Below are 24020 nucleotides of genomic sequence, written 5' to 3'. Positions count from 1 at the left end.
TCAATTAGTCTACTGGGACACCTTTGAAAGGTTTGCCGCAATTCGGACAGAATTTTGGAATGCCGTTGGCTAAATCGATCACTTCACCACAATCGCTGCATTTCATTTTCAGGCTTGGTCCATCGCTCGTTGGTTTTGGCGTGCCGCAATTGCTGCAGAATTTACCAGTATTGGAGGTGCCGCATTGTGGGCAGTCCCAATGATCGGCGTTGTTTTGTGCGGGTGCCTGTTGCTGCTGCATCTGCTGCTGGTTGTTTTGTGACGCTTGGTTCAAATAACCGCCACCAGCATTCATCCCCATGCCCATGCCAACAAACCCAGTCGTAGCGCCAGCGGCATTGCTACCGGCAGATTCCATACCACGAGCAACCGAACCTTGAACATAGCCTTCACGAATCGAAGGGTCGCCTAACATTGCCCCTTGGTTCCGCATGTTGATCAATTTTACGGAATCATCCGTATAAGAGATGCTTGCGACGGCAACCGAAACGATTTCCATTCCTCGGAGTTCTCGCCAGCTGTCATCAAGAACTGTTCCCATATATTTGCTTAATTCCATGCTCTTAGATGGAACGTAAGAAATTCGTTCGCCATCAGCGGACATTTTGTTGATCGCTGTTTGTAGGGCGGTCAAAAATTCAGCTAAGTACTGCTCGTTGATGTCGTTGATATCGACTTGACTTTTGTTTTTTGGGATCGCATTCGTATAGAACAAAATTGGATCGGTAATTCGTAAGGAATAGTTTCCGTGCGCCCGCAAGAAAAGTTCTGCGTTGTAAAAGTTGTCAAAATAATTCAAAGGCGAGGAAGTACCGAAGCGAATCCCTTTGATTTCTTGTAGATTGATATAAAAAACTTGTTGTTTTTGCGGTGTAACGCCACCAAACTTAAAGCGGTCAAACGTTTCAGAAATCGCATCTTTCAATGAACCGTTTAACATTGAAGGCGCTAATTCGTTTTTCACTGTATAGTAGCCTTCTTCGGCGGTATAATCGATGATTCGCCCGCCATCAACCAATAACATCATCATATTCGGATAGACATGGATCACTGAGCCATCAGTGATGACATCTTCCGTGCCTTTTCTGTTGGAACCGCGTTTGTCATTACGCCGCACTTTGACACCTTTTGTCATTACTGTCGAATCGCTCATATTGTCAGGCTCGATCACCTCTAGCCATTGATCTGCTAATCCGCCGCCAATTGCGCTTGTTGCCGCTTTGATAATACCCATTTTCAGTCCTCCTTTAAATTGTTTTCATCACAATAGATGAACATAGATTCATTATACCATAGGAGGTGAGATTTACGTTATCAGTCTAAAGTTGGAGAGGAGTTTTTCGCAAAATCCATCAATAAACGGTTCGTTCGCAGGTGGATTTGAATAAAAGAGACAAATTGGAGGTTGCGGATTAAATTTCCATTTCTTTTGAGATTCCCCCACGCAAACGGTGGTTTTTTTGGCTGATATTACGTATAATAGAAGGTAGCGAATTTTGAAATGAGTGTGGAAAACTATGGCTTATCAAGCATTATATCGTGTTTGGCGTTCTCAGCGTTTTGATGATGTTGTCGGACAAAAAGCAATTACCCAAACCTTAAAAAATGCAATCGATCAAAACCAGATCTCGCATGCCTATTTATTTACGGGTCCTCGAGGAACCGGGAAAACAAGTGCAGCGAAAATTTTTGCCAAAGCCATCAATTGTCCGAACCAGGTCAACGGTGAGCCTTGCAATGAGTGCGACATGTGTCGCTCAATCACAGCAGGGACGCAAGAAGACGTGATCGAAATCGATGCGGCAAGCAACAACGGTGTAGAAGAAATTCGCTTTATTCGTGATCGTGCGAACTATGCACCGACTCAAGCTGAATACAAAGTTTATATCATTGATGAAGTGCACATGTTGTCAACAGGCGCATTCAACGCTTTACTAAAAACATTGGAAGAACCACGGAAAAATGTTGTCTTTATTTTGGCAACAACAGAGCCCCATAAGATTCCAGCAACGATCATTTCCCGAACCCAACGCTTTGATTTCAAACGGATCAATACGCAAGATATCGTGGGTCATTTAGAAACGGTCCTTACTACTAGTGAGATCAATTATGAAGCAGAAGCTTTACAGATCATTGCGCGAGCCGCAGAAGGCGGTATGCGGGATGCCTTGAGTATCACCGACCAGGCGATCGCTTTTAGTGATGGAACCGTAACGACCCAAGATGCTCTTGAAGTGACGGGCAGCTTGTCCTATGAAATGATGGACCGTCTGATGCAGGCTTGCGGGGAAAAAGAAGTTGCCGATGCGTTAGCGACCTTGCGGGAGTTATTAGACTCTGGTAAAGAAGCCCGACGTTTATTGGAAAACTTGTTGGTTTATTGTCGAGACTTGCTGATGTATCAACAAGCGCCGCAGCTGCTATCTGAAAAGTCGCTGCAGTTGACTGAAGCGTTTCAAACACTGGCAAAAAATACCCCGCCAGCAAAAATCTATCACTGGATCACGGTCTTAAACGATACGCAAAATGAAGTACGATTTACGAACAATCCTACGATTTATTTGGAAGTGGCTGTGGTCAAATTAGCCAATGATCCAGAAAGTGCTGCTGTTGCTAGCAATTCAGCTGATAATAGTCAAGAAGTGGCGCAGTTACGGCAAGCATTGCAAAAACTTCAGGCAGAGGTGCAACGACTGCAGGAGAATCGACCGGCAGGTGCCGTTGCGGAAACCACTGCGCCAGTGAAGAAAGCCAAGGCGACCACTACGTTCCGTTTACCAAAGGAACGCGTGTTCCAAGTACTGAAAAGTGCAACGAAGAAAGACTTGGCAAACGTTCGCAATGTTTGGGACGATCTTTTGATGTCTCTTTCCGTGACGCAAAGAGCGATGCTGCATTCCAGTGAAGCAAAAGCTGCCAGCGAATCGGGCGTCGTGATCGCTTTTGACTATGAGATCTTATGCCAGCGAGCAAGTAACGACCAAGAGTTTCAATTGATGATCCATAATCAATTGTCTCGCATGATCAAAGACTACGCCCCCCAGGCTGTCTTTATCACAAAAGAAAGTTGGCCAGCACTACGGCAAGAGTTTTTGGCCGGCGGTCAAGCAACGGCAGATACGGAAATTGAAGTAGACCAAGAAGAGACCGAAGCCGCTCCTGTCGAACCTGAAAATGACGACTTAGTAACAAAAGCGCAAGAGTTATTTGGTGAATTAACCAGCATTGAAGAAAATTAATGAAAATGGAGTGATTGATAATGATGCGAGGCATGGGAAATATGCAAGGCATGATGAAACAAATGCAAAAAATGCAAAAAGAAATGATGAAAGAACAAGAAGCGCTGAACAGCAAACAATTTATCGGCGAATCGACAAATGGCTATGTCAAAGCGACCTTTACTGGCGATAAGACGTTACAAGACATTACTATCAATGAAGCGATCGTTGATGCTGACGATGTGGAAATGCTGCAAGATATGATCATTTTAGCTGTCAATGACGGATTGAAGAAAATTGAAAAAGAATCGGAACAAACGATGGGCAAATACACAAGAAACATTCCGGGTCTATAAAAGGAGAAATGACGGTGCAATATCCTGAACCGATCGCCCGATTGATCGACAGTTACATGAAACTGCCGGGAATCGGACAAAAAACCGCGACACGTTTGGCATTTTATACGATCGATATGAAAGAAGAAGTCGTCAATGAGTTTGCCAAATCGTTGCTTAGTGTCAAACGAGATTTGCACTTTTGCAGTATTTGCGGAAATATAACTGAAGAAGATCCTTGTGAGATCTGTAGTGATCCAACAAGAGACAAAGAAACGATTTTAGTGGTTGAAGAGCCTAAAGATGTCATGGCACTAGAAAAAGTCCGGGAGTATCATGGACTTTATCATGTGCTGCATGGCGTGTTATCCCCGATGGAAGGGACAGGTCCAGAAGATATCAACATTGCATCGCTGATACAGCGGCTGCATGATGATCAGGTCAAAGAAGTGATTATTGCGACCAATGCGACCACGGAAGGTGAAGCAACGGCGATGTATATGTCACGTTTGATCAAGCCTGCTGGTATTAAAGTCACGCGTTTGGCTCATGGCTTATCTGTGGGCAGCGATATTGAATACGCGGATGAAGTGACCTTGCTAAAAGCAGTAGAAGGTCGCCGAGAATTATAAAGATATTGGAGGCAATTAGGGTGAATGGATTGTTTATAACCATCGAAGGACCGGATGGTGCTGGAAAAACCAGTGTGATCGAAGAGTTGTATCCTCGGTTACAGCTTGAAGCAACAAGAAAAATCGTGAAAACAAGAGAACCTGGCGGAGTTAAAATCGCTGAAAAGATTCGTAAAATTATTTTAGATCCGCGAAATGAAGAAATGGATGAGCGGACGGAAGCCTTACTTTATGCAGCGGCCCGCCGCCAACACTTGATTGAGGTTGTCCTGCCGGCATTAAATGCTGGACACATCGTGATTTGTGACCGCTTTGTTGACAGTTCGCTTGCCTATCAAGGAGCTGGACGCCGCATCGGGATTCCTGAGATCGCACGGATCAACGAGTTTGCGACGGAAGGAACGACGCCTGATTTTACCTTGTATCTAGATGTTGACTCTGATACTGGCTTGCGTCGCATCCAAGAAAACCGCGCACATCAATATGACCGCTTAGATTCGGAAGGATTGGAGTTTCACCAACGGGTTCGTCATGCGTATCTTAAGCTGGCGGAAGAAAATCCTGTACGCATTCATAAGATTGATGCTAGAATGGGGTTACAAGAAGTTGTTGAATCCAGCTATTCAGCAATCGTTGAATCGTATCCTGCTTACTTCAAGTCAATCTAGAGTAGGTTGGATAACACAAAGGAGATGGTCCCATGAAATTAATTATGGCAATCGTACAAGACAAAGACAGTAATCGTTTGGCAAATGAGTTTATTGATGCCAATATCCGTGCTACAAAATTGTCCTCAACGGGTGGGTTTTTAAAGGCTGGCAACAGTACGTTTATCATTGGTATTGAAGACGATCGGGTACAAGATGCATTAGAATTGATCAAAAAAACCTGTCAATCAAGAAAACAATATGTCTCGACACCGATGTCTTTAGACATTTCCTTAGACGGTCAAGTTCCTTATCCAGTCGAAGTCGAAGTCGGCGGAGCAACTGTGTTCGTGCTACCGGTTGACGGATTCCATCAATATTAAAAAAGGAGCTTTTCATGGAGGAGTTATTTCTACAAGAATATCAGCCTCTTGTTTTTGCCCAACTAAAAAAAAGTATCAAGCATGGGCGCATTGCTCATGCTTATCTTTTTGAAGGGGACAAGGGGACTGGCAAGCACGAATTAAGTCTGTGGCTCGCAAAACGCCTTTTTTGTACCAATGTGCAAGAAGAAGCCCCGTGCGGCACATGCAGCAATTGTCTGCGGATCGCCCAAGGAGAGCATCCTGACGTCATCCAAATCGAGCCGGATGGGCAGATGATCAAAGTCGACCAGATTCGGCAGCTGCAAGAGGAGTTCTCAAAAAGCGGCTTTGAAAGTCGTCTGAAAATCTTTATTTTGTCTCAAGCAGACAAAATGAACAACAGCGCTGCCAACAGCCTATTAAAGTTTTTAGAAGAACCGGTGGGAAACTTTTTGGCGATTTTAGAAACCGAGAGTTTAGGACGTATTTTGCCGACGATTCAGTCTCGCTGTCAGATCATTCATTTTTCGCCGCTGTCAAAAGAAAAACTACAGGAGAAGCTGCAAGAAGAAGGACTTTCCAAAGAGACGAGTCGACTTCTGAGCCACTTGACTAATAGTTATCATAAAGCAGTTGAAATCTCGCAGGATGAATGGTTTAATGAAACTAAGGATGCTGTTAAGCGTTGGGTGAATTACCTTTTGAAGAAAGACCCGCAAGCATTTATTTTTGTTCAGAAAAAATTATTGGGTCTAGCAAAAGAAAAAAATCAGCAATCAGAAATCTTTTTGCTCTTGTTATTTTACTTTCAAGAGGAACGAGATCGATTGTTGGCACAAGGTTTATGGGGAAAAGAGATCAATCGTGCCATTGAAGCCGCATTGCAAGCACAAAAAAAATTGCAAGCCAATGTGTCTTTCCAAGGAGTGGCAGAACAATTTTCCGTGAAAATCATCTATGGATAAAACGCAGCAGCCGGAAAAGGAGACCAGAGATGATCGAAGTTGTCGGAGTGCGTTATCATGACGTAGGCCAGATTTATTTTTACACACCAAAAAAACAGACCTATACCATAAATGAACAAGTCATCGTGGAATCACAAGATGCCAAATGTCTTGCCACGGTGGTTACCAAAAGCAGAAAAATGAATGAGAGCGATTTGCCTCAAGCAGTCAAACCGATCCTGCGTCGAGCGACGAAAAAAGATTTGGAGCAAGCTGCCGCCAATCAAAAAGCAGCAGACGAAGCGTTGAAAATTGGGAAAGAAAAAATCCGAGCACACCAGCTGCCAATGAAGCTGATTCGGGTGGCATATACCTTTGAGCGCACAAAACTGATTTTTTCGTTCACGGCAGAAAGCCGCGTTGATTTTCGTGAGTTGGTCAAAGACTTGGCAAGTGAATTTCATACACGGATCGAACTGCGCCAAATTGGTGTCAGGGATGAAGCAAAGGCGCTAGGCGGAGTTGGACCCTGCGGTCGCAAACTATGCTGTGCGACGTTTTTAGGCGATTTTATCCCAGTGTCCATCAAGATGGCTAAGGATCAAGGACTCTCCTTAAATCCTGCAAAAATTTCAGGGTTATGTGGTCGTTTGATGTGTTGTCTTAAGTACGAAAGTGAAGAGTATGAGCGTGCAAAAAAAGAATTGCCGGATCGCGGCAAGGAAGTTGAAACGCCAGATGGCAAAGGACGTGTGGTTGGGCTGGATCTGTTGAGCCGAGTGATCAAAGTCCGTTTGCATGATCGGCAAACACCAATCGAGTATGATTATGAAGAACTAGTGACAAAATAAGTAGGTGACCATAATGAGCATGGACAAACGATCAATATATGACGGATTGAATCAGTTAGAAGTGGAGTTGCAAAATTCCTTGAATAATCTAGCGGAAATGAAGCAGTCTTTGCAAGAAATCGTCGAAAAAAATACGACATTAGAATTGGAAAATCAACGCTTACGTGAACACATTCGTGAGTTGAACCAAGTGGCAGATGCACCCGCTGAATCGGTCAAACAAGAGCTTTCTAAATCACGGATGAATTTAGAAAAGATTTACGAAGAAGGATTTCATGTTTGTTATGACTTATACGGTTCTCGCAGAGAACATGACGAACCTTGTGCGTTTTGTCTAGAAGTGATCTATCGTGAAAGCGGCAAATAGCTGACAGACGAAGCGGTTCGTTAGAAAAAAGATCAGTTTCTGCTGGTCTTTTTTTCGAAAGGAGCAGTACATGCAAAAGCAGCAAAGTTATAAACATGACACTGGAAAACTGTATCTTGTTCCAACACCGATCGGTAACTTGGAAGATATGACGTTCCGATGTGTCAAAATTTTAAAAGAAGCGGACCTGATCGCAAGTGAAGATACTCGAAATACCCAGAAATTGTTAAATCATTTTGAGATTGCGACACCGCAAAAAAGCTTACATGAACACAATTATAAAGAACGGGTGCCACAGCTGATAGAACAGCTGCAAATGGGCAAGACTATTGCCCAATGCAGTGATGCTGGTATGCCCTCCATTAGTGATCCAGGTCATGAATTAGTCAAGGCGTGCTTGGTCGAAGGAATCGCAGTGATTGCGCTCCCAGGACCTACGGCTGGTTTGACCGCGCTGATCGCTTCTGGCTTATCACCGCAGCCGAATCTTTTTTATGGCTTTTTACCTCGTAAGAAAAAAGAACAAAAGCAAGCGTTAAGTGAATTGGCAAGCCAAGAAGCTACGATGATTTTTTATGAGTCACCGTATCGAATCGCAGCGACGATCGAAACGATGAAAGAGGTATTGGGAGAACGTCAAGCAGTTATCTGCCGTGAATTGACGAAAATCCACGAAGAATACTTGCGAGGGACCTTTTCAGAATTGATTGAATACCTCGACCAACAACCAATCAAAGGGGAATGCTGTCTATTAGTGGAAGGCGCTTCTGAAATCCCTGAAGTCGTTTATGAAGGAAGCTATGCTGAACAGGTGGCAGCCTTGATGAAAGAGGCAGACTTGTCCTCAAAAGAAGCCATCAAAGAAGTGGCTAAACGCAATCAAGTGAAGAAACAGCTTGTTTATCAAGCCTACCATCAATTAGAAACGTAATCATACCGAGAATTCTCTCGGTATTTTTTTGTCTTTTTTCGGACTTGTGTTAAATTATCTGACATCGACAGTTAGCTATTTTCAGAAAATTCACGATTTTCTCAGAAAAATCTAGATTATTTGAAAATATGATGTTAGGATAGCTAACATAAAGAAAAGGAGGCGTCAAAAATGAACACAGGGAATATTGCATTTATTTTAATTTGTAGCGGCATGGTTTTTCTTATGACTCCAGCATTGGCATTTTTTTACGGAGGATTGGAACGTCGCAAAAACATCCTCAATACCATGATGATGGTGATTTGTACGATGGGCTTGGCGTCTGTGCTATGGGTCGCTTTAGGGTATACCTTATCTTTTAGCGGCACAGGCTCATTTATTGGGAATTTAGATAAAGTCTTTTTCAATCATGTCTCGATGACAGAAGGAGAAGGGATTCCTGAAGGGTTATTTGCGGCCTTTCAAATGATGTTTGCCTTGATCACAACGGCGATCATTACTGGATCTGTCGTGGGCAGAATGCGTTTCTCAGCTATTTTCCTATTTATCGGCTTCTGGCTAGTTCTCGTGTATTTTCCAATGGCACATATGGTATGGGGCGGCGGTTTTTTAGATGCGATCGGCTCGATCGATTTTGCAGGAGGCAATGTCGTTCATATCAGTTCGGGTATCAGTGGGTTAGTCTTAGCGATCGTTGTCGGTAAGCGGCGAGAATTTCATCAAACCGAATATCGTCCTCATAATATTCCCTTTGTTGTACTAGGTGCTGGCCTTTTATGGTTTGGCTGGTTTGGCTTTAATGCTGGCTCTGCGTTAGCAGCTGATGGTCTAGCGATCCACGCCCTAATGACCACGAATACGGCAGCAGCCAGTGCGATGCTTTCTTGGATGCTGATCGAAAAAATCGTGTTGGGCAAACCGACGGTCGTTGGTGCGTGTACTGGAGCCGTCGTGGGCTTAGTTGCCATCACACCAGGTGCGGGATTTGTCTCGCTTTGGTCTTCCTTTATCATTGGCGCTTTAGTCAGTCCGTTTTGCTACTTCTTTATTTCTGTCATCAAACATCGATTAGGCTTAGATGATGCGCTGGATGCCTTTGGCTGCCATGGGGTAGGCGGGATCTTCGGTGGTTTGATGACGGGGATCTTTGCGGATCCAGCAGTGGGTGGACGGTCAGGATTGCTCTATGGCGGCGTTGATCTTTTTCTCGCACAAGCCGAAAGTATCGTATTTACGATTCTATTTGCAGGTATCTTATCCTTTGTCATTATCACTTTGATCAAATGGGTAATGCCGATTCGCGTATCGCAACAAGAAGAAGCAGTGGGGATGGATCGGATCGAACATGACGAAACGGCCTATCCTACCTTTATGGGGTTAGACTCTTAAGAGTGGAGGAGCAGTCATGAAAAAAGTTGAAGCGATTATTCGCCAAGAAAAATTAGAAGAACTAAAGGCCGCTTTGGACCAGTCTGATTTAATCAGCGGCATGACAGTCAGTCAAGTACTGGGCTGCGGCAATCAAAAAGGGCTCAAAGAGTTTATTCGTGGCCAAGAAGTGATCACAACTCTTTTACCAAAAGTAAATGTCCGTTTTGTTTTAGCAGATGAAAAAGTCGATGAGGTGATTGAGCTGATTGTATCGATCTGTCGGACAGATGAAGTCGGTGACGGCAAAATATTCGTCTACCCGTTGGAAGAAGCGATTCGGATTCGCACTAATGAACGAGGGGAAGCTGCCTTATAGTAGAACTTCTTGGACCATGAAGAGGGCCGCAAAAGCAGTGAATGTAGAAGGAAGGACCAATGAAGGTTGGTCCTTTTTGCGTGCTTCCCTCGATTCCTTGCTTGATAGGGAACCTCTGTTCGTTTATAATAAGAAGTGAGGTGAACAACGATGTCGGAACTGCAATTTCCCTTAAAAAATGATACGAGCCGCAAAATTATTCATATTGATATGGATGCTTTTTTTGCTTCGGTGGAAGAACGGGATGATCCAGAGCTTGCCAAGCATCCCCTCGTCATTGCCCGTCACCCAAGTGATACTGGCGGCCGAGGAGTGGTCACGACCGCCAATTATCTGGCACGACAATATGGCATCCACTCGGCAATGAGTGCGCAAAAAGCCTATGAGCTTTGTCCGCAAGCGATTTTTAAACCGGGAAATCATCAAAAGTATCGTGAAGTGTCCCAGCAAGTCAGAGAAATTTTTCATCGGTACACCGACATCATCGAACCAGTTTCTATTGATGAAGCGTATCTAGATGTCACAGTCAACAAGATCAATTGTCCTTCAGCAATTAAGATCGCTCGTTTGATTCAACGAGACATCTGGCAAGAGACTCATCTGACCTGTTCGGCAGGAGTCAGTTACAACAAATTCTTGGCAAAACTGTCTTCGGATTATCATAAACCACGAGGATTGACGGTGGTGATGCCAGATGAGGCAGTGGCATTTTTGCAACAATTACCCATTGATAAATTTCACGGGATCGGGAAGAAAACTGTTCCGCGGATGCATGAGTTAGGTATTTTTACAGGAGCTGATCTGTATGGCTGGAGTGAGATGGCGCTGATTCGTGAATTTGGCAAAATGGGGTATTCCTTGTATCGGAAAGTTAGAGGTATCCATGATTCCCCAGTTAGTGTGACGAGAGAACGGAAATCAGTTGGAAAAGAGCATACATACGGCAATCCATTAACCAGTGAAGAACAAGTATTGAGCCAGTTACGGGCTATCGCAGAAGAAGTCGAAAGATCACTGAAGCGCACACAAAAACATGGCAAGACGGTCGTGTTGAAAGTTCGTTACAGTGATTACTCTACGATCACCAAGCGAGTGACCTTGCCAACCTATGTTCATAAAAAAGAACAGTTATTTTCCGAAGCAAGTCTGATTTGGGAAGAAATTTTAGGTCTGGAAAAAGGCATCCGTCTTTTGGGGATCACCGTCACAAATCTTGATCCACTGACCTATGAAAATATCGTACTGCCCTTATGGCAACTATCTGACGAGCAGTAGGCTGAAGAGGAGGAGCAAAATGACACTCTATCAAGTATATGACACGATGACAGGATTGGCTAATCAGGAGCGAAGTGAAAAAATGGCCGCCTACATGCGGCATCAGTTTGATTTTTTAGGCATTCCTACGCCGTTGCGCCGCCAGCAGGAGAAAGCGAACTTCAAAGCAGCAAAACAAACGAAAACGGTTGATTGGGACTTTATCGATCATTGTTGGCAAAGCAGCTATCGGGAACACCAATACCTTGCGATTGATTATTTAGTGGTGATGGAGCCGTTTCTAGCAGCCATCGATCTGGCAAAAATTGAACAGCTAGTCATAACAAAAGCTTGGTGGGATAGCGTGGACGCCCTAAGTGAGGTTGTCAGAAAACTAGTTCGCCGACTGCCAGCGTTAAAAGCTGAAATGCTTCGCTGGAGTCTTGAGGAAAATCTTTGGCTGCGGCGAGTGGCAATACTCCATCAACTGCTGCAAAAAGAACAGATGGATCGACCACTGCTTGAAGAGGTCCTCGTCAATAATTTGGGGAGTTCTGAATTCTTTATCAACAAAGCCATTGGCTGGAGCTTACGAGATTATGGCAAGACGAATCCTCAGTGGGTCCAAGACTTTCTGCTTCGCTATCAAACAAGTCTGGCGCCTTTGACGATTCGTGAAGCAAGTAAGTACCTGTAAAAAGCTTGGTCACTGAGTTGAGATAACATAAAAAAACACCGTGCATCATCTTTGAAGGAAGAGGAGGTGACCGCCAAAAGTTCGATTTTTTGGTCTAACTTTTGGGGTCACCTCAAGATGCACGGTGTTTTTAGTTTTTAAATTTGTTTTTTGATTTGTTCGTAGCTTGCTTCAGCATCTTTGCACTTTGCCCAGATAACCGCTTTTCCTTGTTCCCGAGATGCAGCAAGATCAATGATTCGTTGATTGCTGCTGCCGCGAAACTGCAAGTTTAAATTTCGTTTGCTCAGTTCAAAACGACCGTCGACTAAAATATCGATTTTGGATAAAAGTTCCAATTTATCGGGTGTTTCCAAAAGCAATTCTTCATAGGTGTAGCCTGACCAGCTCCAAATATCTTTGCTGTGCCCAAATTCAGCACGAACCCGATCAACGACTTTCAGACAGACTGTCGTGTTCAGGAAAGGTTCGCCGCCTAGGAGGGTCAGTCCTTGGACATACTCATGTCGCAGATCTTCGATGATTCGATCCTCTAGTTCTTGCGTAAAAGGTGTGCCATAGCGAAAGTTTTGGACTGCTTTGTTGAAACAGCCTTCGCAAGCAAAGAGACAGCCGCTCACGTATAAACTATTTCGAATGCCTTCACCATCAACAAAGTTGAAGGCTTTGTAATCAGCAATATAATTTTGGCTATATTCTTTGGCTTGCCATTCTTTAGGTTTCGGATTTCTCATAGGAAAACTTCTTTCTATCATGAATTACAGGGATTGGTCTTCAAGAAAAGGAGTGTAGAAGAATTCTAGCACTCCTTTTTCGTTTATTCTTGCAAATGTTTGACCCGGGCAGAAATTTCTTTGTGCCGTCCATTGACCATTGGACGAGCTTGAGGATTTCCAAGATACCCACAGGTTCTTTTGACGACGTCACAACTTTTTGGGTCATGATTGCCACATTGTGGACATTCAAAGCCCCGTTCGGTTGGGTTGAAGTCTCCTTCATACCCACACTCGTAACAGTGGTCGATAGGGGTATTTGTTCCAAGATAGGCGACCCGATCATAAGCGTAATCCCAAACCGCTTCTAACGCTTTTGGATTTTGCTGCAAGACTGGGTATTCGCAGTAATGAATAAACCCGCCAGAACAGTATTTTGGATACTCTTTTTCAAAATCAAGTTTTTCAAATGGTGTCGGATTTTTCCGCACATCATAGTGGAAGCTATTGGTGTAGTATTCTTTGTCGGTAATGTTTTCAACTTCACCGAATTTTTCGGTATCCAAGCGGCAGAAACGATCAGTCAGGCTTTCACTAGGCGTTGAGTACACGCTGAAATGATAGCCGTATTCATCGCCCCAGGCATCAGCATGAGCTTTCAATTCTTTCACGATCGCTAGGGTAAAGGCTTTTGCTTCTGGATCTTGTTCCCATGTTCCACCATAAAAAGCCGAAGCAGCTTCATACAAACCGATATATCCAAGAGAAACAGTAGCACGTTTGTTTTTGAATAGTTCATTTACATTGTCTTTGCGATCTAAACGTTCACCAAAGGCTCCGTACATGTAGAGGATCGGCGCATTCGCAGGGCTGGCTTCTTTACAGCGCTCCACCCGATAGACAAGAGCATCCTTGACGATTTGCAGACGATCTTCCAGCAGCGTCCAGAATTTTTCTTGATCACCATTTGCTTCTAAGGCGATCCGGGGAATATTTAATGTCACGACACCTAGATTCATCCGACCGACATTGATTTCTTCACCACGTTCGTTTTTCCAGCCTTGCAAGAAAGAACGACAGCCCATCGGCACTTTAAAGCTGCCGGTCAATTCAACCAATTTATCATAATTCAAAATATCAGGATACATCCGTTTGGTGGCACACTCTAAAGCCAGTTCTTTAATATCATAGTTCGGATCGGTAGGGGCCAAGTTGACGCCACGGCGAATACTAAAGATCAATTTTGGAAAAATAGCGGTACGCTTTTCACTGCCTAACCCGTTGATGCGAATTTGGAGAATCGCTCGTTGGATCTCCCGTTCGAACCAGTTGGTTCCTAAACCAAAGCCAAGGGAAGTAAACGGCGTTTGCCCGTTCGAGGTGAATAACGTATTGATTTCGTATTCTAGACTTTGCATTGCGTCGTAGATATCTTTGCGCGTTTTGCTCTTCGCATAAGCTTCCCGACGTTCAGGCGACTCGATCCATTCTTCGGCATCTTTTAGATGCTTTTGATAATTCAACTCAGCAAAAGGAGCCAATAATTCATCTGTTCGATCAGCAGAACAGCCGCCATATTGACTCGATGCTACGTTTGCAATGATTTGTGAGATTTGAGCGGTGGCCGTTTGGATCGATTTTGGCGATTCCACTTCGGCGTTCCCAATTTTAAACCCATTATTCAGCATGCCTTTAAAATCGATCAAGCAGCAGTTGGTCATTGGGGTGTAAGGATGATAATCCAAGTCATGGTAATGAATGTCGCCTTTTTGGTGAGCATTTGCCACGTGAGGAGGGAGCATTTTCAAACCGATCGATTTTCCTACGATCCCAGCGGTCAAATCACGTTGTGTATTGAACACATTGCTATCTTTATTGGCATTCTCATTGACGACCGATTGATCTTTATTCATCAATTTGTTGATCGTAAAGTTGATGTCTGTGGCTTTGCTGCGCTCGAAATCACGATGGGTCCGATAGTTGATATATTCTTCAGCCAAGGCATACTCGTTTTTTGCTAATAAGATATGCTCGACGATATTTTGGATCTCATAGATTTTTACATTCGTACGAAAACGTTCCGCGATCTCGTGATCGACACTGTCAACGATCTCGGTGATTTTTTCGTGGTCGATGGGAGAAAGCTCGCCGTTGATTTTTCTTAGGGCTTTCACTAACGCATCGTAAATTTTTTGATCATCAAAATCGACAAGCCGTCCATCACGTTTTACGATTTTTAACTGACGCAAAGCTGACTGTCTTTCCAACCCTTGCTCAGGATTTCTCTTAATGTTCATCATTTCTACCACTCCTTATCTTCCTCAATATAATAAAACAAATTGTAGAAATGAGCAACTATATATAGTGGTGAATAAGGGTTGATAAATTGGATATACACAATATATGGTGTATATTCATTGGGGTGTTTTCTGAGAAAACTGATAAGATTAAGGATTTGGTTGTTCCATGTTTCACATAATGAATAAAAAACTTTTTTAAATTTATTTTTTCTCTGTTTTGAAGCAGAAGTATTCAATGAAAAAGTATGCTACCATAAGGAGAGAATTTTATTAAAGGAGGGTTCTATGTGAAAAATATGATTGATGTGAAGCATCTGACCAAAAGTTACGGCACTCGTTTCAATCAAACCAAAGTATTAGATAACCTTTCTTTTGCAGTGGATCAAGGAGAATTTGTCGGGGTCATGGGGCCCAGCGGCGCTGGGAAAACGACCTTGATGAATCTGTTGTCTTCAATCATGCGACCTAGCTTAGGCTCGATCTATATCGATGGCAAAGACATTACCCGAATGTCGGAAAAAGCCCTCAGTGATTTTCGTCGTCAGCAGATCGGTTTTATCTTTCAAGACTTTAATCTTTTAGAGACGTTGACTGCCAGAGACAATATCTTGCTTCCCCTTGCCATTGATCGTTTGCCCGTGAGTGAAACCCAAGAGCGCATTGAACAAACGGCCAATTTGTTAGGAATCGAGCACTTGTTAGATCGCTACCCAGAAGAATTGTCTGTAGGGCAAAAACAGCGGATCGCTGCTGCTCGAGCAATCATCAGTCGTCCGGCGGTCCTTTTTGCTGATGAACCCACTGGCGCTCTTGATTCAAAAGCGGCGACAGAATTGTTACGGTATTTAGCACAAATCAATCAACAAGAGAAAACAACGATCTTGATGGTCACCCATGATCCTTTCACCGCCAGCTACTGCAACCGAATTTTATTCATCCGAGACGGTGTCTTCTTTGCAGAAGTCGTCAAAAAAGGCGGGCGTCAGGAATTTTTTGAAAAAATCATCGATATGCAGGCAACGATTGGAGGCGGTCCGCGCCATGTTGTTTAAAATCGGCTGGCGGAGTTTTTTGCGGCAGTTTCGCAACTATATGGTGTACTTTATTTGTATGATGACCGCTGTGATGATTTTTTATTCCTTTAACGCCTTGATGAATGATCGTCTGCTGAATCAACGGGTCCAGCAAGATATCCGCATTGAAGGGGTTTTAGGATTCGGCAGCAGTGTGGTTGCCTTTGTCGTCTTGTTTTTTATGCTGAGTGCCAATCATTTTTTTCTTAGTCAGCGGCAAAAAGAAATCAGTGTTTACCAGCTTTTGGGGCTGCGGCAAGGTCGTCTGGCTTGGCTGTTGCTGCGAGAAACGTTTCTATTGAACTTTTTCTCTTTAGTGACCGGCATCTTTATGGGGATTATTTTTTCGAAATTTTTTTCTATGATTTTGATTCGAGCGATGGGCTTGAATTTAACGAGTCATTTCTTTAATTCGCCCCAATCGATTTTTTCAACGGTTTTTGTCTTTATCGCGGCGATGATTATTTTGAGTATTCAAGTGATCCTTTTTGTATGGCGTACCCCAATAAGTGAGCTGATCAAGACTGAATACCGCTTACCGATCAAGAAAATGAAAATGACCCCGTTTCGTTCATTAATGGGGGTTCTAGGTCTGATTCTACTAGGGGTAGGCTACTATTTGTCTTTGACCCTGCGGGAAACTTGGACCAACTATATCACGTACACACAAGATTTTTCAGCAATTTTATGGATTCCTTTATTGATTCTGTTTTGTTGTGTGACGGCAACCTATCTTTTTTTTGATTGCTCGTTGCCGGCATTGTTATATTTTTTGAGTAAGCCGAAAAAACGTCTTATCAAAGGGGCGAAACTGATTGCTTACAATAACGTGCGTGCTTACTTGCAAAGAACGTGGAAAAGCTATGCGCTTTTGACGATCATCACAGCGATCGCAATCTCCCTGATCGGGGGAACGATGGGGGTAATCTCATTAAACTATCAAGCAACGAACCGCATTTATCCAACGTCCTTTCAAGTGTCAGAAGAGCAGGCAGATACCTTGCGGGACCTTTTAGAAAAAGCCGATACACCGATTATTGCCGAACAATCGATTCCCTATAAAATGACCAATATGACGGTTCAAACCCGTTACCTTGGAGAGTTGCAAGACGAAAATATTGAAAATATCATGGTGAATCTGGTCGCTTTTTCTGATTATCAGCGTCTGCGAAAACTGGTTCCCGATGCCCCGGAGATTCAACTGAGTACCGATAAACAAGCGGTGCTTTTTGACAGTCAATACGATGTGACTCGTTCGTTTATCACCTATCGCGATGAGGTCAAAATCGGCAGTCAACATACGTTCAAACTCATTCAAGCAGAACAGGATTATTTTGGGGATTCTGCCTTGCGCTATTCCTTGCCGAATGTCCTTGTCATCCAAGATGATGCGTACCAGCAAGTTGAGGGCTTCACCTATAGCGTTGCTTATTTACAAACAGACAAGGTGCAAACGGAGAGCTTGACTCAGCTGCTAGATGAAGAGCTGCCGATTGAGTGGACGCATCCTTTGACCTATGAGTTTAGCGATGACCAAAAAAGCGTGCGTTTTTATCCAGAGACTGCCCGAGATTCCACCAGTGAGAATAACCAGATGACCGCATATCGACTGACCTTAGCGAATCGTTTTACAACGATGCGCGGCGTGCGGCGGCAAGCAGGAATCGTTTTGTTTGTGTCATTATTTGTAGGTGTGATCGTTTTGATCACGACATCCAGCAGTTTGATCGTTCGGCAATTTTCAAATACCGAGCGGGAGAAACACAATTACCGATTATTGACCAAACTAGGTTACACCCGAAAAGAAGTACGCAAACTCGTTTACTGGCAAAACATCTGGATTTTTATGCCAGGTACGCTACTGGCGATCTTGCATGCCGTCTTTGCCATCAATACCTTCACCCAAATCATCGACAGTCCTGGGTATTGGGTCGCTCATTTGTTTGCGGCAGTTGCAGCAGTCGTCTATCTATTTGCCTATTTGATTACCGTCAAGCTGTGTCTGCGAATAATTGAAACTTGATTGAATTCTTGATAAAACGATCCTTAGAATTGAAGCGAACCTTACAAGTTAGACCAAAAAATCTAATCTTGAGGATCACTACAAAACGAGGATCGTTTTTTCATTTAACCAATCTTTTTGTATTTCCCTCTGGCACCAGATTAAGAGAATGGTATAATCATAATCAATGAGACAAAGGAGGAAGCAAGATGGAGAAAAAAGAAGAACAGCTTTTAATAGACCTAACGACTGCACGTGGGGTTCCTGGGAATGAGGAGGAAGTGCGTGAAGTCTTTAAAGAATATGCCAAAGACTTTGCTGAAGATATCTTTTTTGATGGTTTAGGAAGTGTCATTGCCAAACATGTTGGTGATGGCGGTGGACCGAAAATTTTTATTTCGGGACATATGGATGAAGTCGGCTTTATGGTAACTAAAATCACAGAAAAAGGCTTTATTGAATTCCAGACCCTTGGTGGTTGGTGGGGGCAAGTGATGCTGGCACAGCAAGTCGAGATCAAAACCAATGAAGGCAAATTGATCCACGGTGTCGTCGGATCAAAACCACCCCATGTCTTGAGTCCAGAGACTCGAAATAAACCGTATGATATCAAAGATATGTTCATTGATATCGGCGCTTCAAGTGAAGAAGAAGCCAAAGGCTGGGGGATCCGTCCAGGAGATATGATCACCCCTTATATCCAATACAAACGGATGAACGACAGCAAATTTTTATTAGCCAAAGCTTGGGACAATCGAATTGGTACGGCAGTATCACTGCGGGTATTAGAAACCTTGGCTGCAGAAGGACATCCCAACTGCTTGTTTGCTGGCAGTGACGTGATGGAAGAAGTTGGCCTAAGAGGGGCGCGAACAAGCACTCACTTAGTGAATCCCGATATCGCGATCGCACTAGATACTGGTACCGCTGGGGACACACCTGGAATGACACCAAAAGAAGCGGATTCTGTGTTAGGCAAAGGCCCACAAGTCCTGATTTTCGATGCTTCCATGATTCCTCACAAGAAATTATTGAATTTTGTGATCGATGTCGCAGAAGAGATGGAAATTCCTTTCCAATATACCGTGATCACTGGTGGAGGAACCGATGCTGGTCAAATGCATTTGACTCGTGATGGGGTCCCTTCGATCGCTATTACCGTGCCAGTTCGTTACCTGCATTCTCATACTTCTGTCATTCATGAGGATGACTACTTCAATACAGTCAAGCTTGTAACGGAAGTGGTTCGCCGCTTAGACGATAAGACCGTTAAAGCATTGCGCAGTTATTAAGGTGAGTCTATGAGATCAAATACAATGATTCGAGAGACCGCCAAAAACTCTTTGCGCGGATTCTGGGGAACGTTCGTCTTAAGTATTTTAGCGACGGTTGCGGTACAAGCGGTGGTCAGCTCGCTTTTTAGTAGTATTGGGACTTCTTTTGGTGCAAACAATGCAGGAAGCTGGATCGATCTGATCTTGGACAATTTTGTCTTCTTTGCGTTTTCGGTAGCGTTGAGTATCATGGCACTCTATCTGCTTCGTGGCAGAGGAATCAAGGTGGCGGATATTTTTCTAGTCTTTGATAAACGTCTGTATGTACCGTTTTTGCTACTAAATTTAGTGAGCGCGCTTTTAAATTATCTTTTGAGTTTTGCGATTTTCTTGCCGCAGTTTGTCTTATCAGGCCTCAATCAATATTTGGACTTGGTATTCAATTTTAATCGGGGAATCTCTGTTGATGTGGCGATGTTTAATGGCTCGGTCGCTTTTGTGATTGGGACTTTTCTCGCCATCATATTGTTTTTCTTTTTGTCACAAGTCGTTACTGGTGTGATCCAATTAGCAATCTATCTTCGCTATGATCAACCGGAATTAGGGGTACTCCAGTCTATCAAAGTGGCTTTTACTCTTTTGCGGCCGCATCTGGGGCAATACATTTGGCTGCAGTTATCACTGATTGGTTGGTTTATTCTCGGTTTCTTGGCGCTTTTGATCGGGATGTTGTGGGCAAACGCCTATGCCTATGCGGTCAACGCAGCATTCTATGAAGAATTGATCAATGAACAACGAGCGATGATCAGATAAACAAAAAAGACGACGGCCCATTGGTCTGGCTCCCTGCAGATAGAGTAAAAAACTCATTCATAGGGTTCTACCAATAGACGTCGTCTTTTTCTCGTTTTCTCGATCTTTTTTTTGCAAAAAAATGGTCGGATTTTAGTCAAATCAGCTGAGATGTGATAGCATAAAAGAAGTAGAAAACCAGCTTGAGCCAAAGAGGAGGAAACACAAGTGAAAATAACTGTCTTAGGTTGTTTAGGTGCCTATCCGTATAATGGTGAAGGGACTACTGGCTATTTAATTGAGTCGGAAGGCTTTCATTTGCTGCTTGATGCGGGAAGCACCACCTTGGTCCAACTAGAAAAAATCCTTGATCCCTTAGACTTAGATGCAGTGATTCTGACGCATTACCATCACGATCATATTGCGGATCTAGGGGTATTGCAATACTATTGGCAATTATATCCAGGAAACGAAGAACGCCAGGTTTTGCCGATCTACGGACATGGGGAGGACACTGTTCATTTTGAAAGCCTGACGATGCCTGGAGTGACTCAAGGAATTGATTACCTCCAAACGGAGTCATTGGAATTGGGCCCGTTTACCATTACCTTTATGAAAACGATCCATCCAGTCACTTGCTATGCCATGCGATTTGTTGAGAAAAGCACAGGCAAGGTTTTTGTTTTTACAGGTGATTCTGGCTACTTAGAATCTTTTGTTCCGTTTGCACAAGGAGCTGACCTGTTTTTGGCAGATACCTATCTTTTTGCAGGAAATGAGCGGCACAAGGCTCATTTTACGTCAAAAGAAGCAGGCGAGATCGCCCATGCAGCGCAGGTAAAAAAATTAATGTTGACGCATTTGCCGCAACACGGTGATTTAGAACAGTTACGAGAAGAGGCTGCACTAGCTGCCAATGGGATCCCCGTTGAATTGGCGGCTGTTCAAAAAATAATTGAAATCATCTAATTAGGAGGAACGAATAGTATGCTTTTTGTACCGAACGAACTGAATGACCCACGCATCAATTTAGCCATCGAGATTTTTCTTCTTCAAGAAATGAAAGTGGATGAACCAATCTTACTTTTTTACATTAATGAACCATCGATTATCATTGGACGCAATCAAAATACGATCGAAGAGATCAATAAGGAATATGTGGATGAACATGGGATCCATGTCGTTCGTCGTTTCAGCGGCGGCGGTGCAGTCTATCATGATTTCGGAAACTTGAATTTCAGCTTTATTATGCCTGACGATGGGAATTCTTTCAGAGATTTTGAAAAACTGACCAAACCAATCGTCCAAGCTTTACATGAGATGGGGGTTGAAGGGGCGCAATTAAAAGGCCGCAACGACCTTGTGATCAATGACATGAAATTTTCTGGGAATGCGATGTACGCAACAAATGGCCGGATGTTTGCTCATGGCACGATCATGTTTGACAGTGACATCAATGAAGTAGTCAACGCCTTGAAAGTCCGTAAAGACAAAATCGAATCAAAAGGCATCAAATCGATCCGTTCAAGAGTGACCAACATCAAACCATTCTTGCCAAAAGAGAAGCAAGACATGACGACTGAAGAGTTCCGTCAAGAAATCTTGTTGAAGATTTTTGGTGTCGATTCCGTGGAAGACGTCAAAACCTATGAACTAACAGAAGAGGATTGGGTCAAGATCAATGAGATTTCCGATAAGTATTATCGTAATTGGGATTGGAATTACGGCAAATCACCAGCCTTTGATATCGAACGTCGTCATCGATTCCCGATCGGCTCCATCGAAGTTCGTTTAAATGTGGCAGAAGGAAAAATCACGGATGCCAAAATCTTTGGCGACTTTTTCGGCCTAGGGGACATTGCAGATGTAGAACAAGCCCTGATCGGTACTCGTTATGCCAAAGAAGATTTGGCACAAGTCATTGCCAACATTGATGTCAAAAAATATTTTGGCAACATCACGCCTGAAGATTTTCTTTCATTGATTTATTAATCAAAAAACGAAGCAGCCTTTTCAATCTGGCTGCTTCGTTTTTTATTAGTATGCGCGGGCGATCCAAACGGTGTGTTTGGCAGGTTTCCCGCTGACGATATCGACCGTTTTTTCCATTGGCGCTTCAAACGGAATGTTCCGAGTAGTAAAGCCAGTTTCTTCTTTGATTTTGGCTTCGGTTTCTTCCGAGCCGTCCCAACCGATCAAAACAAAACCAGTCACTTTGTCTTCTTGTTTGCACGTTTCGATATGGGCTTTTAGTTCATCCAATGTATCGATGTTGGTGTACTCATTATCTTTGTTACGTTCCTTCGCAGCTGCTAATAAACGTGGAGTCATTGCTTGTAATTCTTGGTCAACAAACGCTTCTAATTCCTCAAGCGCCACCGTTTGCTTGTCAGGTAGGTCACGGACTTTGACCATGACTTTGCCAGCTTCTAAATCTCTTGGGCCACATTCGATTCGCAAGCAAGCGCCTTTTAGTTCCCATTCATTGAATTTATAGCCAGGTGAGTTATCAGAATCATCCAAACGAACACGAATGCCCTTGGCTTTAAAGTTGGCATACAGTTCTTCTAATTTTTCTAAGATGGCTGGATTCTTTTTCCAAGGACCGACTGGTAACAACACAACTTGGGTTGGTGCAATGGTTGGTGGGAAAACTAACCCATTTTCATCGCCATGGGTCATGATCAAGGCACCTAACAAGCGGGTAGAGACACCCCAAGAGGTTGTGTGGGCATGGACATGCTTGTTTTCTTTCGTTAAATACGTAATATCAAATGCTTCAGCAAATTTTGTACCCATGTAGTGGCTGGTTCCTGCTTGGACTGCTTTGCCGTCTTTCATCATCGCTTCGATCGAATAAGTATCTACTGCCCCTGCAAAGCGCTCAGATGGGGTTTTTTGTCCGCGATAAACAGGGATCGCTAGGAATTCTTCGCAAAGGCGGGCATATTCATCTAAGACTTTCATGGTGCGTTGACGAGCATCTTCTTCATTTTCATGAGCGGTATGGCCTTCTTGCCATAAAAACTCTGAGGTACGCAAGAAAGGCAATGTTTTCTTTTCCCAACGAAAGACGTTTGCCCATTGATTGATTTCATAAGGCAGGTCACGGTAGGAGTTGATCCAATCAGAAAAGGCAGAGCCGATCATGGTTTCTGAGGTTGGACGCAAGGCCAAAGGTTCTTCCAGTTTTTCGTTGCCGACTTCTGTGACCCAAGGTAATTCAGGGGCAAATCCTTCGATATGATCCGCTTCCTTCATAAAGAAATTTTGCGGAATCAGCATTGGGAAGTATGCATTGCGAATGCCTTCTTTTTTCAAGAAACGATTGAACTCCTCTTGAATATGCTCCCAAAGTTCGAAGCCGTCAGGACGGAAAATAATGGAACCTTTCACTGGGGAGTAAGCCATCAATTCGGCTTTTTGGATCGTTTGGATATACCATTCTGTAAAATCATTTTTTTGTGTCATTGTTTTTCCTCCTTAAAAAAATAAAAAAGCATCTCGTCCTAAAAAAGGACGAAATGCTTGGATTTCGCGGTACCACCTTTGTTGATTATCGATCGGGATAATCCAACTCGTAAAGGATAAGGCCTTTCCACCGACCGTTTTGCGGTCATTGCCATTGGGTAGGTTCATTTTATCAGCGGGTGTCGATTTTTCAGCTGCCATCGACTCTCTAAGACCATCATAAAACTACTATTCCAATGCTTGTTGCTGTTCTTTATCATGCTAAAGCGAAAAAGCGAAAAAAGCAAGAGTTTTTTGGCTCTATAATTTATGGGACTGATGAATCAGAATTGATTCTTCAGTCCCATTTTCATTTTAGGTATTAAAAAACATATCGTTCTCTAGTATGATTAAATCACGACAAAATA

Annotated in this window: 23 protein-coding genes and 1 other annotated feature; of the genes, 19 read left to right on the top strand and 4 right to left on the bottom strand. The window is 43.4% G+C overall.

What is annotated here, in order from left to right:
* Window positions 1-4: 4 nt before the first annotated feature.
* Entirely contained in the window at window positions 5-1234 is a 1230-nt protein-coding gene (locus IGK61_RS10335; protein ID WP_074535172.1) for an SPFH domain-containing protein, read from the bottom strand.
* Between the two features lie 283 nt (window positions 1235-1517).
* Between IGK61_RS10335 and dnaX the strand changes: the two genes are divergently transcribed.
* From dnaX to IGK61_RS10270, 13 genes are all read left to right on the top strand, one after another.
* Window positions 1518-3239: a DNA polymerase III subunit gamma/tau gene (gene dnaX / locus IGK61_RS10330; RefSeq protein ID WP_074535173.1), complete on the top strand. Its 1722-nt coding sequence runs from the start codon at window positions 1518-1520 to the stop codon at window positions 3237-3239.
* Between the two features lie 20 nt (window positions 3240-3259).
* Entirely contained in the window at window positions 3260-3574 is a 315-nt protein-coding gene (locus tag IGK61_RS10325) for a YbaB/EbfC family nucleoid-associated protein (RefSeq protein ID WP_005229811.1), read from the top strand.
* A 14-nt stretch (window positions 3575-3588) separates the two neighbouring features.
* The gene (gene recR, locus IGK61_RS10320; RefSeq protein WP_005229813.1) at window positions 3589-4185 is read left to right on the top strand and encodes a recombination mediator RecR; all 597 of its coding nucleotides are present in this window, start codon (window positions 3589-3591) and stop codon (window positions 4183-4185) included.
* 20 nt (window positions 4186-4205) lie between these two features.
* A complete protein-coding gene (tmk, locus tag IGK61_RS10315; protein ID WP_005229815.1) occupies window positions 4206-4853 on the top strand; it encodes a dTMP kinase in 648 nt (215 codons plus the stop codon).
* A gap of 32 nt (window positions 4854-4885) precedes the next feature.
* Window positions 4886-5215 carry a cyclic-di-AMP receptor gene (locus IGK61_RS10310; RefSeq protein WP_005229817.1) on the top strand — a complete coding sequence of 110 codons (330 nt, stop codon included), beginning with the start codon at window positions 4886-4888 and terminating at the stop codon, window positions 5213-5215.
* Window positions 5216-5229: 14 nt separating this feature from the next.
* A complete protein-coding gene (gene holB / locus IGK61_RS10305; RefSeq protein WP_005231923.1) occupies window positions 5230-6162 on the top strand; it encodes a DNA polymerase III subunit delta' in 933 nt (310 codons plus the stop codon).
* A 29-nt stretch (window positions 6163-6191) separates the two neighbouring features.
* Complete coding sequence (locus IGK61_RS10300) at window positions 6192-6992, top strand: PSP1 domain-containing protein (protein WP_005229821.1); 801 nt, start codon at window positions 6192-6194, stop codon at window positions 6990-6992.
* Between the two features lie 19 nt (window positions 6993-7011).
* Complete coding sequence (locus IGK61_RS10295) at window positions 7012-7359, top strand: DNA replication initiation control protein YabA (RefSeq protein WP_026008088.1); 348 nt, start codon at window positions 7012-7014, stop codon at window positions 7357-7359.
* Window positions 7360-7429: 70 nt separating this feature from the next.
* A complete protein-coding gene (gene rsmI, locus IGK61_RS10290) occupies window positions 7430-8290 on the top strand; it encodes a 16S rRNA (cytidine(1402)-2'-O)-methyltransferase (RefSeq protein ID WP_005229825.1) in 861 nt (286 codons plus the stop codon).
* 171 nt (window positions 8291-8461) lie between these two features.
* A complete protein-coding gene (locus tag IGK61_RS10285; RefSeq protein WP_074535174.1) occupies window positions 8462-9679 on the top strand; it encodes an ammonium transporter in 1218 nt (405 codons plus the stop codon).
* A gap of 16 nt (window positions 9680-9695) precedes the next feature.
* Window positions 9696-10037, top strand: a complete 342-nt coding sequence (locus IGK61_RS10280; RefSeq protein WP_074535175.1) for a P-II family nitrogen regulator — start codon at window positions 9696-9698, stop codon at window positions 10035-10037.
* 150 nt (window positions 10038-10187) lie between these two features.
* Window positions 10188-11312 (top strand): DNA polymerase IV, encoded by a 1125-nt coding sequence (dinB, locus tag IGK61_RS10275; protein ID WP_005229832.1) that lies wholly within the window; start codon window positions 10188-10190, stop codon window positions 11310-11312.
* Between the two features lie 19 nt (window positions 11313-11331).
* Complete coding sequence (locus IGK61_RS10270) at window positions 11332-11988, top strand: DNA alkylation repair protein (RefSeq protein WP_438844824.1); 657 nt, start codon at window positions 11332-11334, stop codon at window positions 11986-11988.
* A 137-nt stretch (window positions 11989-12125) separates the two neighbouring features.
* On the opposite strand, the gene nrdG is transcribed toward IGK61_RS10270, so the two are convergent.
* Together nrdG and nrdD are read right to left on the bottom strand one after the other, a co-directional pair.
* Window positions 12126-12722, bottom strand: coding sequence for an anaerobic ribonucleoside-triphosphate reductase activating protein (gene nrdG / locus IGK61_RS10265; protein WP_074535177.1), 597 nt, complete (start codon window positions 12720-12722; stop codon window positions 12126-12128).
* A gap of 83 nt (window positions 12723-12805) precedes the next feature.
* Complete coding sequence (gene nrdD / locus IGK61_RS10260; protein WP_074535178.1) at window positions 12806-15001, bottom strand: anaerobic ribonucleoside-triphosphate reductase; 2196 nt, start codon at window positions 14999-15001, stop codon at window positions 12806-12808.
* Window positions 15002-15288: 287 nt separating this feature from the next.
* Between nrdD and IGK61_RS10255 the strand changes: the two genes are divergently transcribed.
* The 6 genes from IGK61_RS10255 to IGK61_RS10230 all read left to right on the top strand — a co-directional run bounded on the left by IGK61_RS10255 (window position 15289) and on the right by IGK61_RS10230 (window position 22134).
* Window positions 15289-16053, top strand: coding sequence for an ABC transporter ATP-binding protein (locus IGK61_RS10255; protein ID WP_074535180.1), 765 nt, complete (start codon window positions 15289-15291; stop codon window positions 16051-16053).
* Complete coding sequence (locus tag IGK61_RS10250) at window positions 16043-18097, top strand: FtsX-like permease family protein (protein WP_074535181.1); 2055 nt, start codon at window positions 16043-16045, stop codon at window positions 18095-18097. The genes IGK61_RS10255 and IGK61_RS10250 overlap by 11 nt, the downstream gene beginning before the upstream one ends.
* Before the next feature lie 188 nt (window positions 18098-18285).
* Window positions 18286-19368 (top strand): M42 family metallopeptidase, encoded by a 1083-nt coding sequence (locus IGK61_RS10245; protein ID WP_010749523.1) that lies wholly within the window; start codon window positions 18286-18288, stop codon window positions 19366-19368.
* Between the two features lie 9 nt (window positions 19369-19377).
* A complete protein-coding gene (locus tag IGK61_RS10240) occupies window positions 19378-20163 on the top strand; it encodes a DUF975 family protein (RefSeq protein WP_254777430.1) in 786 nt (261 codons plus the stop codon).
* Between the two features lie 207 nt (window positions 20164-20370).
* Complete coding sequence (locus IGK61_RS10235; protein WP_005229857.1) at window positions 20371-21111, top strand: MBL fold metallo-hydrolase; 741 nt, start codon at window positions 20371-20373, stop codon at window positions 21109-21111.
* 18 nt (window positions 21112-21129) lie between these two features.
* Window positions 21130-22134 (top strand): lipoate--protein ligase, encoded by a 1005-nt coding sequence (locus tag IGK61_RS10230; RefSeq protein ID WP_015509943.1) that lies wholly within the window; start codon window positions 21130-21132, stop codon window positions 22132-22134.
* 45 nt (window positions 22135-22179) lie between these two features.
* On the opposite strand, the gene proS is transcribed toward IGK61_RS10230, so the two are convergent.
* Complete coding sequence (proS, locus tag IGK61_RS10225) at window positions 22180-23613, bottom strand: proline--tRNA ligase (protein WP_074535183.1); 1434 nt, start codon at window positions 23611-23613, stop codon at window positions 22180-22182.
* A 41-nt stretch (window positions 23614-23654) separates the two neighbouring features.
* Window positions 23655-23859, bottom strand: a binding site (T-box leader).
* Window positions 23860-24020 lie beyond the last annotated feature (161 nt).

Origin of the sequence: Enterococcus sp. AZ063 (genome assembly GCF_051715045.1) — a bacterium.
In the GTDB taxonomy this organism is placed as follows: domain Bacteria; phylum Bacillota; class Bacilli; order Lactobacillales; family Enterococcaceae; genus Enterococcus_D; species Enterococcus_D casseliflavus.
Note: the sequence above shows the minus strand (reverse complement) of the source record. Positions and strands in the feature narration are given on the sequence as shown.